Annotated in this window: 10 protein-coding genes; 6 read left to right on the plus strand and 4 right to left on the minus strand. The window is 50.7% G+C overall.

Features of this window, described 5'->3' with window-relative positions; genetic code table 11:
- Positions 1 to 36 precede the first annotated feature (36 nt).
- Both C2M29_RS04980 and C2M29_RS04985 read left to right on the plus strand, forming a co-directional pair.
- Positions 37 to 3,522: a hybrid sensor histidine kinase/response regulator gene (locus C2M29_RS04980; RefSeq protein ID WP_105188702.1), complete on the plus strand. Its 3,486-nt coding sequence runs from the start codon at positions 37 to 39 to the stop codon at positions 3,520 to 3,522.
- Positions 3,515 to 4,147: a response regulator transcription factor gene (locus C2M29_RS04985; protein ID WP_158677979.1), complete on the plus strand. Its 633-nt coding sequence runs from the start codon at positions 3,515 to 3,517 to the stop codon at positions 4,145 to 4,147. The genes C2M29_RS04980 and C2M29_RS04985 overlap by 8 nt, the downstream gene beginning before the upstream one ends.
- Positions 4,148 to 4,225: 78 nt before the next feature.
- Here the strand turns inward: C2M29_RS04985 and C2M29_RS04990 are convergent, their stop codons facing one another.
- Positions 4,226 to 4,624, minus strand: a complete 399-nt coding sequence (locus C2M29_RS04990; protein WP_325050580.1) for a DUF3703 domain-containing protein — start codon at positions 4,622 to 4,624, stop codon at positions 4,226 to 4,228.
- A 134-nt stretch (positions 4,625 to 4,758) separates the two neighbouring features.
- The gene (locus C2M29_RS04995; protein WP_105188704.1) at positions 4,759 to 4,992 is read right to left on the minus strand and encodes a TIGR02647 family protein; all 234 of its coding nucleotides are present in this window, start codon (positions 4,990 to 4,992) and stop codon (positions 4,759 to 4,761) included.
- Positions 4,993 to 5,215: 223 nt separating this feature from the next.
- On the opposite strand from C2M29_RS04995, the gene C2M29_RS05000 reads away from it, so the two are divergent.
- Positions 5,216 to 6,658 carry an amidohydrolase family protein gene (locus C2M29_RS05000; protein ID WP_105188705.1) on the plus strand — a complete coding sequence of 481 codons (1,443 nt, stop codon included), beginning with the start codon at positions 5,216 to 5,218 and terminating at the stop codon, positions 6,656 to 6,658.
- Positions 6,659 to 6,799: 141 nt separating this feature from the next.
- Here C2M29_RS05000 and C2M29_RS05005 read toward each other — a convergent pair whose 3' ends face one another.
- Entirely contained in the window at positions 6,800 to 7,624 is an 825-nt protein-coding gene (locus C2M29_RS05005; RefSeq protein ID WP_105188706.1) for a hypothetical protein, read from the minus strand.
- Between the two features lie 761 nt (positions 7,625 to 8,385).
- Here C2M29_RS05005 and C2M29_RS05010 point away from each other — a divergent pair.
- On the plus strand, positions 8,386 to 8,886 hold the full coding sequence (locus tag C2M29_RS05010; RefSeq protein WP_105188707.1) for a hypothetical protein: 501 nt from the start codon (positions 8,386 to 8,388) through the stop codon (positions 8,884 to 8,886).
- Positions 8,887 to 9,003: 117 nt separating this feature from the next.
- On the opposite strand, the gene C2M29_RS05015 is transcribed toward C2M29_RS05010, so the two are convergent.
- Positions 9,004 to 11,472, minus strand: coding sequence for a cation-translocating P-type ATPase (locus C2M29_RS05015; protein ID WP_105188708.1), 2,469 nt, complete (start codon positions 11,470 to 11,472; stop codon positions 9,004 to 9,006).
- Between the two features lie 413 nt (positions 11,473 to 11,885).
- Here C2M29_RS05015 and C2M29_RS05020 point away from each other — a divergent pair, with 413 nt between their 5' ends.
- Entirely contained in the window at positions 11,886 to 13,328 is a 1,443-nt protein-coding gene (locus C2M29_RS05020; RefSeq protein WP_105188709.1) for a serine hydrolase domain-containing protein, read from the plus strand.
- Between the two features lie 319 nt (positions 13,329 to 13,647).
- A protein-coding gene (locus tag C2M29_RS05025; RefSeq protein WP_105188710.1) for an IS3 family transposase occupies positions 13,648 to 14,810 on the plus strand; the annotation gives its coding sequence in 2 pieces (ribosomal slippage) (positions 13,648 to 13,903 and positions 13,903 to 14,810; 1,164 coding nt in all).
- Positions 14,811 to 14,936: the final 126 nt, after the last annotated feature.

Raw genomic sequence — 14,936 nt, forward strand, 5'->3', positions numbered from 1 at the left:
ACATTCGGAGCTCCCCAATGGGGAGCTCATTTGCTTATGCTGTCTCGCTTACTCATCCTACAATGCCTGTTTTGGCTAAGCAGTGTTCAGGCTATCGAACACCTGGCTCCATATGCCACGCGCTGGGATACCACCAAGGGGCTGACGCATAACAGTGTTTACGACATCGAAAGAGATGCATTTGGCCGACTTTGGCTGGCCACCCCCGGCGGGGTGAGCATAGTCGACGGGCTCGGTGTAATCCAACTCAAAAAAAGCGCCCAAAAAGACAAGGGCATTCGCTTTAATCCCATTACCCAAATTCATGCCCGCGATGACTTCATCTGGGTGCTGGGCCTGGGGGGGATCGAGTTAATTGAACCCAAAAGCCTCCGGGCACACCCCTTTCCGGATCCCAACAAACTACTGCAGCGTGTCACTAACATGATTTTTGTTAGCGAGACCAAGGCCTATGCCGTGGCCAATCGGCAACTGCTCGAAATAAACCTACGCACTTATGAACTGACGATTATTTCCAGCGCGCTTTACCAAGGCGCGCAGGTAAACTCATTTGCGCACTATGACCAAGCCCATATTTTGCTTATGACATCGAGCGGTCTGGTGCTTTATAACTGGCAAACGGACAAACACCGGCTGTTCAATTTAGAGAACCTGGCCCGTGGCAAAGAAGATATTCGCGCCATTTGGGTCGACTTCAGCAATCAACATGTGTGGCTCAGTATTTTCAACAAGGGCCTGTTTGTCTACGACCAGCAAAACCGCCTTAAAAAGCATCTGCGCGTACAAAATAATACCCTGCCCTCGAATATGATTTCGAATCTGCAGGTTAGGGAGGAACAAGTGTATGCGGTCACTAAACGTGGCGTGGTCATTATCGACCGATACCGGGCCATACCCAAGCAGGTGGTCTTACCCACCAGCCTTAATAACAGCTACCGCAACTCGGAAATGGCACTGGCTGCCGACATCGGCGACAACAACGAGCTGTTTATCGGCACCAACAGCGGCTTTTATCATGTCTCTCCTACGGCCTATGAATTTCATGCACTGAGCGAGCAAGCACCTGATTTTAAAGGGCCCATCCTCACGCAATTTATCGATAAGGATGAATTAGTCATCCTAACCCAAAGCCAACAACACAGATTTTCTCCAGCGCAGGGCTGGCAGACCTTGCCCCATAGACTCGACACCGCAAACCTGCGTTTTATCAGTGATCACACCACCGCGGTGAAAAACTTCCATGATCTTGCCCTGTTTAATGGCTTAGACTATACCTCGCACCCCATTCATGGGCGCCCGGATCCACAAGCGCCCATCACCTATCTAGCCTATCTTAAAGACGCCGATATCTATGTGGTGGTCGATGATAAATACCTGCATCTGGCTCAATTTGATAATGCGGCGCTGCAAATAATGCGCAGCTTCCCCCTGGAGCTCGCCTCGGTAATCGATACGGCCTATGCCCATGGCAAGCTCTATATCTCCAGTCAGCGTCATGGTGTTATGGAACTGGCGCTTGAGCAACTGGCCCAAAACCAGCCAGTCCGGTTGCACACCATCGACGGTGCTCAGGCCGTGACCAGTCTGTTTTTAGACTCCTCAGCTCGGCTGTGGATCACCACCTTAGACGAAGGAGTCTTTACCCTGGATACAAGGGCAGGGACAAGCAGTCTGACGCGCTTGCCACTTCCCAGTGATGGGTTCATTCCCTCTGCCAGTTGCGTGGTTGAGGACAGCCAGCAGCGGATATGGATAAGCTCTCGCCATGGTGTGAGCGTCTATCACAGTCAAGATAAAACGCTGCGCAGCTATACTGGCGCGCAAGGATTAGGGGCTATTCCCATCACCGACTTTTGTGGCCGCCTGGATCGGTTTATCTATTTCGCCAATAACTCAGAGTTGCTGCTGGTCGACCCAGAGCGCTTAGGTAGCCACAGCAAGCCAACCTCAATCACCTTTACCGATTTGTCCATTGACGGCCAATCGACACCGCTTAGCGAGGGGATCCGCATTACCGACCCGAGTGTAATCGAGTTTTCCATGAGTGCCAGCTTGCCCCATGATGAGAGCGGCCAATTACTTTATCGATTAATTGGCCAAAACTCGCAGGCATCGCAATGGCTGCCCAGTCGCTCTCGCTATATCACCTTGATCAAACCCAAGCCCGGCAAGTATCGCATCCAGGCCAAGGTGCTCGGCTATGACTCGGTAGAAAAAGCCTTTATCCAATCAAGCTTTGAGGTTAAACCGCCGTTTTACCTGCTGCCCTCCATGATTGCCCTGTATATCGGCCTCGCCTTCGCCCTGGTTGCGCTGGGCTTTGTGGTTAAATTGCGTTTAAAAAATGCCGAGCTGGCGCTTTCTCGCCATAAGCATCAGGAGCAAGAGTCGTATGCCAAACGGCTGGCGCAAGAAGTAGCAGCGAAAACAGAGCTTTATAAAGAACAACAACAACTTGCGGTGAAGGCCAACCTGGATAAGACCCGTTTTATTGCCTCCGCCAGCCATGATTTGCGTGCCCCCTTGAACGCCATTCGCTTAAAACTGCTCAATACCTTGCCTGCGGACAGCTCCAATAGCGATGCGATAATCAATGAGATTACACTATTAGATCAATTGGTTGATTCTATCGTCAGCATCTCTAAATTTGACGCTAAGATGGTCAAGCCAACAATAAGCGAAGTAAACCTATGCGCCCTGGTTGCAGAGAGTGTGAGTCGCTTTTCCCATCTTGCCCAAAAAAAGTCACAACAACTGACCTTCACCACGGCGCATTCCGAGGCCTGGGTGCAAACCGATCCCTTTTTATTGGCACGGGTGATAAATAATCTCGTGGATAACGCCATCAAAAACACCCCGGAAAAAGGCAACATAGAGCTGCGACTAGCGGCGCAGGAGCAGACCTATACCTTGGCTATCATAGACTCGGGCAAAGGCATCAACGAGGCGATTAAGGACAAGGTGTTCAACAGTTTTTTCCGAGGCACCGAAAGCTATGCGGGCAGCGGCCTGGGGCTGACCATAGTGCAGCAAATCTGTCAGATACTCGCGCTTGATATAGAGCTGGACTCCAGCGCACAGGGGTGTACCTTCACTCTCACTCTGCCTAAAAGCACTAAGCGAGTAACGACACAACAAGCCCCCTCGGTCACCAGAAACGTTTTGATAATTGATGATGAGCCAACCTACGCCAATGAGGTGGCCGCAATGGTCACAAAACGTGGCTTTGCACCGAGTGTGTTTTTAAGCGCTGGACAAGCGCTGTGTTACCCTGGGCCCAAGCCGGAAATGATTATTTGCGATTATCATCTTGATAACGGGGCCTTGGGGACAGAGGTCGCAAGCCAGATAGCAGCGCGCTTTGCGCTGCATAAAAGCCGCATCATTATCATGTCGGAAGACATCCGCATAAGAGAGCAAATAAGACTTAACTTTGGTTATCGCTTTTTAAACAAACCAATTAAATACAGCCGCCTGTCATGGCTTATCCAACAGCTGGGAGATGCACAGAACAATGAATAAGATCCTCATCGCCGATGATCATCCGCTTTTTTTAGCCGGCCTAAAAGGTGCGCTCTTAAACCGATTGGAAAATACCTATATCGAGCACGCCGATAGCTACCTGGCTCTGTTTTCAAAGCTACAAGAAGATGATGGCGAACTGGACTTGCTGATCATGGACTTAAACATGCCAGGAGCGACCGGTGCCAGTGGCATCTATTTCCTGCGGCAAACCTATCCAGAGCTGCCCATTGTCGTTCTCAGTGCCCATGATAGTCAGGATACTCGCCAGGAATGCTTGCAAGCCGGCGCGTCAGAGTTTTTATCGAAATCGGTGGATATTAACGAGCTAGTTAGCAGCCTTACGCGCATCTTTGCCGGTGAATATCAATTCCCGACAGCTGTCGGCGTCACTCCCTTACCCAGCGCACAGCAACGGCATTATGAGTTACTGGCAAGCCTGACCCCTTCGCAATTCAAGGTCCTGCACCTCATGGCCAATGGCGATGCCAATAAGCAAATTGCATCCACCCTCAACATCTCTGAGAAAACGGTCAAGAATCATATTTCTGCCATTTTCGCTAAACTTGGGGTCAGTAATCGCACGCAAGCCAGTAAGATATTTATCGAGCAGGAAGGACGCTAACATTAGGACATCTGCATTTAAGATCGCAACCGTCCTACTTAACGGTTATTAACGGCGCGTCCACACCAGCAGTTTAACCTAGCCCTTAGCGCATCGCGACTTGGCCTGCGCTATGGCCTGAGCACACTCGGATGAAAGTGGCATGGGCTTAAATGGGCTTACATTAGCGCCCCCTGTGTTGCCCGTTGGCAATAAACCGATGGCGGTTTTGCTCAGGGCGCCAACAATACGTAAAACCTGCCCCGCCACCTCGGGATACACTTTGTGTTGCCAACCCCACACCAGCATCCGCCAATGGGTGTAGGTATGCCAATAGGTGGACTCCTGCCCTAGCACATGGGCATTCTCCAAATGCGTAAACTCTTGCGCACTGAAGGCTAGCCGACGGGCTCTGCGCGCCTGTGCCAACTCACGCAGGACGGAAAAACGAATTGCTTGGGTAAAGTTCATGCTGTGCTCCTGTGGTAAGAATTTCACCAGCATAAACCTTAGTGTTAACTCCAAGGCAAGGGTTTTGTGGACTCAATGTGCAGCAGCCTGAAGACACGAAGCCTGAGCAAGGGAAGCAGGCAGCAAGGGCTTGCTGCCTCGGTCATTCAGAGATTAGGGCATTAACAATTTAATGCACTGTGTAAGGTGTCGAGGTGGTTAACCAAATCCAGTCCCAGATCGGTTAGGTAGCCGCCATCCGGGCTATCGGTAATCCCCTTTTCATACAGGCGTCGTGCCGCTTCGCGCATAGCCTCATCGGCATCACTATGCACCTTAATGCCCTGCATATGGCTGGCGCGAGGAAACTTAGCCAGCAACTCCATCTCGTCTACCATGGCTTGATTTATACGCATATTATTTTCCTTTGTTGCTTTTATTATCACGCTTGTATTAATGCTAGACGATGCAACAAATTTTGCCCTGCGGCAAATCATATTTTCGTATTTCAATATAAGCCATGGGCTTGATTGCCCGCATCCTGCTTGCTGATTCATCGGCACCCAGCCCCGCTTTATCGCATCCGACTGTTGGCAACTGGGCACCGCTGTTAGTCTCAGTAAAAATGAGGAGATAACGATGAAAAAACTTTTCCCGGCGCTGTGCGCCACCTTGCTAGTGAGTGCCTGCAACAGCACTCCCGAGCCCTTGCAGGCCGATGTGCTTATTTCCCAAGTGGATATTATCGATGTGCGAACCGGCAACATTGATGCCGATCGGCAGGTAGCAATCCGCGGCGATCAAATCATCTGGGTAGGCGAAGACTCCGAGCATATTAATGCCACCACCCAGCTCGATGGCACGGACCAATATATTATGCCGGGCCTTTGGGATATGCATGTGCACTTTGGTGGCGGCGACAAACTGATTGAGGAAAACCGGGACTTGTTACCACTTTACCTCGCCCATGGTGTGACCGCGGTGCGCGATGCCGCCGCCGATCTGAGCGATTCGGTGTTAACCTGGCGTGCGGCAATAAACAACGATGAACTGCTCGGGCCAACCCTGTTTACCTCGGGACCCAAGTTAGAGGGCAAAGACTCGATTTGGGCCGGCGACCTTGAAGTGGAAACCGAGGCGGAAATGAATGCAGCCCTGGATCAACTTGAGGCCATGAATGTCGACTTTATTAAGATCACCGACAGTGCCCTGACCCCCGAACTCTACCTGAAGGCGGTAGAGGAAGTGAAAAAACGCGGCCTGCCGATCAGTGGTCATATTCCCTTTGCGCTCTCGGTCACCGATGTGTCTAAGGCCGGGCTTGACGGTATTGAACACATGCCATACCTGCTTAAGGCCGGTGCTCGTAATGAAGCGGAGATCTCCGCTAAGGTCCGCAGTGGCGAGCTAGGCTATTGGAGTGCCCTGCCCATCATTCGCGCCAATTTTGATGAGCAAACAGCACTAAGCAAATATCGCGTCCTAGCCGAAAACGAAACCGCCGTGGTGCCTACCCTGATAGGCAGCCAGATTATCGCCTTTATCGACGAAGACGATCACCTGAATGACCCGGAGCTCGATTTACTTGGCCCAGGCCTTAAAGCCACCTACAGTTGGCGAGTGGAGCGTGCCGCGCAAAAGGCCGCCGCCGATGCCAATGAGATCAGCGAGCGCAAAGCCCGCTATCGTGCTACCCGGGATCTGCTGCCGCTGCTCGACCAGGCCGGTGTGACCATCATGGCCGGCACGGACACGGGTTACCTCAATTCTTATATTTACCCGGGTAAGGCATTACATGACGAACTGGCGATATATGTAGCCGGTGGCCTAAGCCCGCTGCGCGCTTTGCAAAGTGCGATTCTTGCGGGACCAAAGTGGCTGGGCAAAGAGGCGGAATATGGTGCTGTGGAAGCGGGAAAAAAAGCCGATTTGCTGCTGCTTGGCAGCAACCCGCTTGAAGATATCAGTCATACCCGTGATATCCGCACCGTGATCAGCCGTGGCCAGGTCTACAACAGCGCCAGTCTACAAGCCATGCTCGATGCGGCGAAGGCCAAGGTTGCTAAAGCACAAGCTCAATAAGGGCTGCGGCGTTTAAACAACAAGCAATAAAAAAAGCCATCAACTCAATAAGCTGATGGCTTTACCAATGCCCAAAACATTGCTTTGAGCCCAATGAATGCCTGCTGTTCAGGCATTCACTATCCTTGGCATTTGTTCACCTTAGTCCACGATATCCACATCAACCAGGCTACCTTTAACCGCACGCACTTGTTGCACTGTCACCATGTGCTTGCCAACAAAGGCTTTTGCGTAAGAGCTTCCGGAAATAGTACCGCCTTCTGCTACCGATACTTCATCAATATCCACTTCCGCACTGGCGCGCGTCATAAAGTGCGCTCTAATTTCATAATTTCCTGCATCCATATTCGGCAGAATAAAGTTAAAGTGATGAGCGGCCAGAGTATCTTGCATTAAGCCGATTTGTTCATCAGTAGTCGTACACTCAAGGGCCGCATCGATAGTGCCATCCGGGGTATCGACGTAACCTTCATCGCCAGGCATAAGGCCGTTTTCATCCATGCCACCGGTATAGTCGGTGCAAGTATCAAGCACACCGCCAAGGGTGGCATTGAGCTCTTGAATACGCTTAGATAACATCACGGCACCGGGCGCAGCATTAACCGATTCACCACCGCCCACAGGCGTCGCGGTGAGCAGTACCCAAGCGCTGCCATCGGCAATGGCTTTTGCCGCGCCGCCATCTTTACCTTTTAAAGAAGTATCCGTGGTCAGGCCAATTTCCGCAGACACACCCACCAAGAGTTCTTTATCTTGCGGAACCTTAATGGTAGTGACCAAATAGCCATCATTCGTTGCCATTACTTGAGCATCAGCTATCGCATCCGAGATTACGGCGACAGACACAAAGTTGACTGGGTCGTCATTCCAAGCAGCCGCAAATTTTGCCGATGCAGCACCGGCGGCATGAGCGGAAAAAGCAGAACTTGCGATGGATACGGCGAGTAGAAGAGTGTTTAATTTCATGTGAACTCCCTGGTTTGTAAACCATAGTTTTTGATTAATAACTGTGAGCCATAAAACTACTATGGGATCTTCAATACCTTGCTACTGCGGTACTCCACATAACCGTTCTGGTTAAAAATGTGGTCTAAACATTTTAGTCAATTTAAAGGGATTGCAAGTAAAAATTCATTCTTAAGGGTGAGAAAAACAAGGAATATAAAAAATTTTTTTGATTTATCGGAAGTTACTTACTATCTTTTCAGATCTTTTTGAATTTCGAAGCGCCAAATGAGCTTTCAAGCGCCCTCCACCTAAAAAATTAACGCATTGTTATTTATCTGTTTTATTTTATCCCCTTCAAGGTCACTGATTCAGTTTGTTCAGGCAACAGAAAAGGAAAAATAAATTTATCGCTCTGCGTAATTTAATTTTTTAAACACCACCTATTTTATTAGCTTGCCTTATAAATTTACTGCTATTTCATTATATAGCGAAACCTCTGCCCACACTTGCCCTTGACACCAGACAACCGTGACCGGTTTTCTTCTCAAAAGCTGCAAGCGTTTTTTTAACGCCTTCGACTCATTCCCATTAGCAAAGCCGCATTAAGCACCGCTTTGCGACACTTTTGTACAATTTTGGGTCTTGAGTTAACCACCAACTCTCCCTATGTTTGAGTGACTAGCAACCCAAAGTAATCGCTTTTTTCTCGGCCAATCACTGCCAGTTATAACGCCTTAAAAACAACGATTTCTAATAAAAATAAATAGGTTTTATAAACTATGCTCCGACTTATCGCTTGCTTCGCTGCCACCGCCTTGCTTATTTCCTGTAAATCCATCCCTGAAGACGCTTACTATGCACAGGAGCCAATCGATGTGGGATATTTTGGAAAGTTTGACTATTGGCAGCCCGCAGACAACACATTTAGACTCACCAACACAGCAAAAAAGGCCAGAAATAAGTTAGTAACCGATGGCTTAAGCGTGCTGATATTCGATTATGAGATAGATTCCAATGGTTACGCCCGCAACCTGCGCTTAGTCGAAACCCTTCCCGCGAACTTGATAACCCAGCAAGACTTACTAGACATGGACTATGCCTATCAATCTTGGCAACCAACCAAAGCAAATAACCAGCTTACGCCCGTGACGGTCCGGGAACGCATCATTACTCTGCCCAATGGTGATATCACCATGCCGGAAGATGAACAGAGCATTGAAGCGCGCGTCAAAGCGGTGATCGAGCACTTTAAACAGCGCCAGGATAAGGATAATGCTTAACTGTGCGTATGCGAACTTTCTGTTGCCTCTTGCCGCAGGTCAGGCCGATAGCCAGTGCCGCAGTCATTACTAGGCCTCCGGGCCAAGGGAAGCTGCCTGATTATTCTTGTTTAATCATCAGGCTCCTGTTCTCGACCGACTTGTCAGCATAAAAGGGATCGCTGCGGCGATAAATCCGCTGCCCATGGCTACCAGCCAGTCGTCTAAATGCAGGGATGACAGGTGTAGCAAGTCGGCCAAAGCCGGGACCTGAATCAGCAAAACACTGACAAGCATGGTTAAGACCACCAAGACCCGGGACGCCAGGGTGCGCAGCCTGCTCAGTGCAATAGTAATACCGGCACTGACGCTGGTCAGCGCAACCAGAGCCATGGCTCTGGCATGCTCCACATCTTGTATCGCCCCCAGGCTGCGGATATAGGCAAAGGTGATCAACAAGGTAAAAACAATCCCACTGAAAACAATGACGCCCCAGTGTCGCCGTGAGAAAAACCGGGCCGGGCCACTGGCTTGAGCGGGGGCAAGGTGCGAGGTGTCGGCACTGTTTTGAAACACCAGCAAGGCCGTGGGATGAATGATCATCTCCAGCCAAACGATATGTATCGGCAAATAAAGAACGGGATATCCCAGAAAAGGGATGACCGCCGCGGTTAAAACCAAGGGAATGTGGACCAGCAGCAGGTATTCAAAACTCAGGCGTAGATTGTTAAAAAGCTGACGCCCCTCGGCGATCGCCTGCACTATGCTGCGAAAGTTATCGTCGAGTAAAATAATCGCCGCGGCCTCATGGGCACTGCGGGTACCGCGCTCGCCCATGGCAATGCCGATATCCGCCGACTGAATGGCCGGCACGTCATTTACCCCGTCTCCCGTAACCGCGACTATATCGCCACCTTGCTTAAGGGCGCGCACCAACGCCAGTTTTTGCGCGGGCACGGCGCGTGCGATAACATCAACCCCATCCAACACTCGGCTATCCTGGTTGGTTAGACTGCTTGCCAAGGCTTCTCCCTCTATCACCCTGGGCTTCCCCTGATGCAGGCCTATTTCGCTGGCAATGGCGGTCGCCGTAGCAGGATGATCCCCCGTCACCATAATGACCCGAATTCCCGCTTGCTGACAGATCTCCACGGCTTCTTTTACACCGTCGCGCAGTGGGTCTTCAAACGCCAGCAACCCGGCCAACGTAAAACCCTGTTCGGGCTCCTGATCGCACTGGGCCTGGTCATCCAACTCTTGCCAGGCGCAGGCGATCACCTTGTGCCCTGTTCCCGCCAGCTTTTCGACCTGATGTTGCCACCGCTCTATATCAGTCTCACCAAGATCGCACAGGGCCATTATGGTTTCCGGTGCGCCTTTGACCGCGATGAGCTTCGTTGTTTCTTCCCTAATCACCGCCGTCTCGCGCTTGCGAGCTTCGGTAAAGGGAAAAGTACGTAATACTGTATGCTCCAGTGGAGCAATTGATGCGAGGATAGCCTGATCCATAGGGTCGCCGCTGTCCGCTCGGGATGCATAGGCAGCAATCTGCAGCAGCCGTGTATCGTCGATGTCGCCGACCGCGTAGTGATGCGCGAGTTGCAGGCGCCCCTCGGTTAAGGTGCCCGTTTTATCCGTACAGATACAAGAAACCCGGCCTATGTTCTCTACCACAACGGCACGCCTCACCAAGGCCTGACGACGCGCCAGCCGATAGACTCCCACCCCGAGAAAGAAGGTGAGCACCACGGGAAACTCTTCCGGCAACGCCGCTACGGCCAGGGTCAGCCCGCTCAGCAGCGCATCGATAAGGCCATGCCCCTGGTAAAGGCGGGTTCCAGCCAAGAGCACACAAATAACACTGGCAATAATAAGCAGCACCTTAACCAGCTCAGCCACGGCCAGCTGCAAGGGTGTGCGCTGATGACCGCCGTGGAGCACCGACTGAATAATTTCACCATACAAGGTGCCTTTCCCGGTATGGGTTACCAGCATGCGGCCCGAGCCGGTCAGTACACGGGTACCGGCATATCCCCAATGCGTCGCCGCAACCCGCTCGGTCGCCTTTAGCTTATCCGGCTCTTGCAGTGCCAGCTTGTGTACCGGGAAGGCTTCCCCGGTCAAGGTTGACTCATCCACCTGAAGCTGCTGCACGCCAACGAATACTCCGTCCGCCGGCAGCGAGTCACCGGGGTCTAAAAGCACCAGGTCACCGGGCACCAGTTCCACGGAGGGAATTATTCGCTCTCCCGCCTGGCGCACAACCCGCGCCTGGGAAGCCAGACGACGCCCCAGGCTTTGGGTAGAAGCTTGAGTGCGCCGATGAAGGTAAGCATCCATGCCAAGAAAGGGTATCAGGGCCAGCAACAAAATGCCGGCTTCGGTCAATTCGCCGGTGACAGCAAACAGTCCGCTGGTGATCAGTAAAAACCACAGCATAGGATCTTTGATGGTGTCGACAATCAAAGCCCTGAGGCCGCCGCTGGTCTGCTCGGCAATATGGTTATCGCCATAGCGTATGCGGCGTTGCGTTATTTCCGCATCATCGAGCCCAGCGCCGGCTTTTTTCAAGTCATCCAGTCTCTCGGGAGGAATTGTGCGTTGCATAGCGGCACTCTTGGCTCTGGTTCATAACCCACTAAATATAGGCCGCTTTATAAGAGGGCGACAGGGAAACATAAGCCCGGGTGGATACTGCGCTAATGCGAAGGGATTGCGTAGAAGCATGGTTTGAACAACTCGATGAAAATCAAACGGTACCGAATATAAAGTGGCTGGCTTGGTTATTCCTACTTTAAGGGAAGTGTCTTCGTTAAAAATTCACTCGCCCTCTCAAGAATAAGAGTCTTAACGCCTGCTTCTTTCAAAAAAGCCAAAAGTTAACAAAAATGACCGAATATTATACTTTTCTGCACTCGGTCATTTTTTACATTAATTTTATCCATACAAATCAAAGCATTAACATTGGAACAAGGTTTGCTTAGTTAAGCCTCTAAAAACTTATAAAAAGGAACTCTTTTATGAAGGGCAACGTCTTTATCGGGGCACTTTTACTTTCGATAACAAGCTTCTCCAGCATAGGAATGAGCGAAGAGGATAAAACAACAATCAGTAATACGATTAAGCAACTTGCGACCGAAAACAAATTAGTAGGGACCCATATGCTGGCTGTCGTAGATCAGAATGGACTTGTACTGTTCACCGGTTATGCTAGAGAAAATAAAGCCTTCACTGTGGATACCCCCTTTCTGCTTGCCTCACATACAAAGGCAATGACCAGTACGCTATTTGCAATTTTAGCAGACCAAGGCCAGCTAGATCTAAACGCTCCTCTCGGCACTTATGATGCAAACCCGATAGCCACACCGAAAATCGACACCTCAGCAATAACAATTAAGCAGCTGCTGACCCACACCGCCGGTTTTACCAGTGTTCAACATTCGTTTAAAACCGCATTTTTAGGATTCGAAGACCAGGTAGACCTTGTTGCTTCTCTCAATAACAAGGTTCTGGTTGCCCCTGACTACTCCTTCAGGTATTCCAATACAGGACCTATCGTTGCCAGCATGATAGCCGAAGAAAAACTCGAAAAAAGCTGGAGTGAACTGATGGATGAGCACCTTTTCTCTGCACTTGGCATGCACAACACCACAACTCGCATCAGTGAGGTGAAGAATATCCTGCCGGGAATTACCAGCGCTCGCAATGGGGACGTTTTTGCATATGGGCACCACAAGGTTGATAAAACCATGCACCCTGCCGGCGGCGTCGTTTCCACCATGGGAGATATGGCAATCTGGCTAAAAGCAAATATTAACCGGTATTACTCGCCCCTGGCCGACCACGATATTTTTACAGCGTTACACAATACGCAGGTTAAACAGAGTAAAGAGTATTTCACTTATAGCCGCGACGGCTATACCTTGGGCTGGGATAGTGCCAGCTACAATGGAGAGCGACTATTAACCCGGTTTGGCAATTATGGCGGATATAGCGTCCACGTGTCGTTTATGCCCGAGCAGAAGCTGGGGATCATTGCCATGACCAATCTGGACACCGCATATGTCTTACCTCACGTAATGGCTAACTTTGCGTATAACACCCTGCTAAAAAAAGACAACGCCCAACAAAACCTTACTGCAGAAAAGGAGCGTTTAACCAAGTCTATAGAAAAAGAACGCGCAAGCGCCCCCGATCTTTCACACATAGTACGGGGAGAAGCCTTAAACCCAGATTTATTGGGCACTTATAACAACAATGAGGCCTGGCCAAATATGCACTTCTATGTAGATAAAGGGCAGGTAAAAGTGAAATGGGGCGAATTGACGGGCACCTTGCTGAAAAATGAGGAGCAATACTACGCCAACTTCGGCGTATTAGAGCGCCCTATATCCTTTTCACCAGCTGGAGCTCAGGCGTATTCACTGACTAATGGCTCGTTGAAATACAGCCAATTAAAATAATACTTGCGTGGTGAAGGGGGAAATGTGAGGACCCATTTACACCGACAAAAAAGGCGCGAAAGCGCCTTTTTTTGTGGGAGAGTAATAAAGTTTCATACTTAAAATCCATGTACAGCGGACTCTGTGGCTTGGGATTCAAGTCATTTTTGAAAAAAGTATCATACTCATCAGACAAATTTAGTTGTTAAAGCCTTAATTATAAGTAATAAAGTCTCATACTAAATCTATGGGGATCGGCCGTGTTATCGAGGTGTAGTGGTCTAATGCTCCCGGACACCATTTAAGGTGGTACAGTCACCACCGTAACAAGAGGTGTTCCATGACCAGAAAACGACGTTCTTTCTCATCCGAATTCAAACTTGAAGCTGCCAGTCTGGTGCTTGACCAAGGTTACTCCATCGCCGAGGCCGGCCGCTCGCTGGATGTCGGTGAGACCATCCTCAGACGCTGGGTCCAGCAGCTTAAGCAAGAGCGCAAAGGCACCACACCAGCCAGCAAGGCCCTGACACCGGAGCAACAGCGGATACAGGAGCTGGAAGCACGTATCAACCGGCTGGAGCGAGAGAAAGCCATATTAAAAAAGGCCACCGCTCTCTTGATGCAGGACGAACTCGAACGTACGCGCTGATAGACCAGTTGAGAGGGCAGGAATCGGTTGAACTGGTCTGCTGCGTGTTTGGTGTCGCTCCATCCAGCTTTTATGACTACCTGAAACGCAAACGTATCGTGAATGTGCAACACCTCAGGGAGCGGTGTGAAGTGAACCGTTTGTTTACGGCCAGCCGGTCGTCTGCGGGCAGTCGCACCTTGATGTTGATGATGCGAGAGCAAGGCCATCAGGTGGGCCGTTACCGGGTGAGAAGTCTGATGAAGGAGCTGGGGCTGATATGCAAGCAACCCGGCTCTCACGCCTATAAAACGTCCACGGTTGAACGGCCAGATATCCCAAACAGGCTGAATCGCGAGTTTACGCCCGCCGCATCGAATCAATCCTGGTGCGGGGATATCACCTATATCTGGGCCGGCAGCCGCTGGTGTTATCTGGCTACCGTTATGGACCTGTACCGTCGTCGAGTGGTCGGCTGGGCACTCTCTCATCGCCCGGATGCCGAGCTGGCAGCCAGGGCGCTGGACATGGCTTACGAGCTGCGGGGACAACCATCAGGACTGCTGTTCCACTCAGACCAGGGCAGCCAATATACCAGCCGCTTGTTCAGGCAACGGATGTGGCGTTACCGCATAACACAGAGCATGAGCCGTCGGGGTAACTGCTGGGACAATGCCCCGATGGAAAGACTGTTCCGCAGCCTGAAAACGGAATGGGTGCCAGCGACCGGTTATCCGTCCATGACGGAAGCCAAAAGAGACATCGGTGATTACCTGATGAACTACGACAACCGGCAGCGCCCTCATCAACACAATGACGGCTTGCCACCGGTTCAGGCCGAGAATCGGTCTAATTTACTGTCCGGGATTAGTTGACCACTACAAATCGCCACTGAGCAGCAGCAAGTTCAAACTCAACTCTTACGTCTCATTAGTTCCGGGTTTGGATGGTTGGCACCACAGACATACCCACGCGTAGTTTATTCGCCTCAGGCTGACCAG

Source organism: Pseudoalteromonas sp. T1lg48, assembly GCF_002964785.1.
In the GTDB taxonomy this organism is placed as follows: Bacteria; Pseudomonadota; Gammaproteobacteria; order Enterobacterales; family Alteromonadaceae; genus Pseudoalteromonas.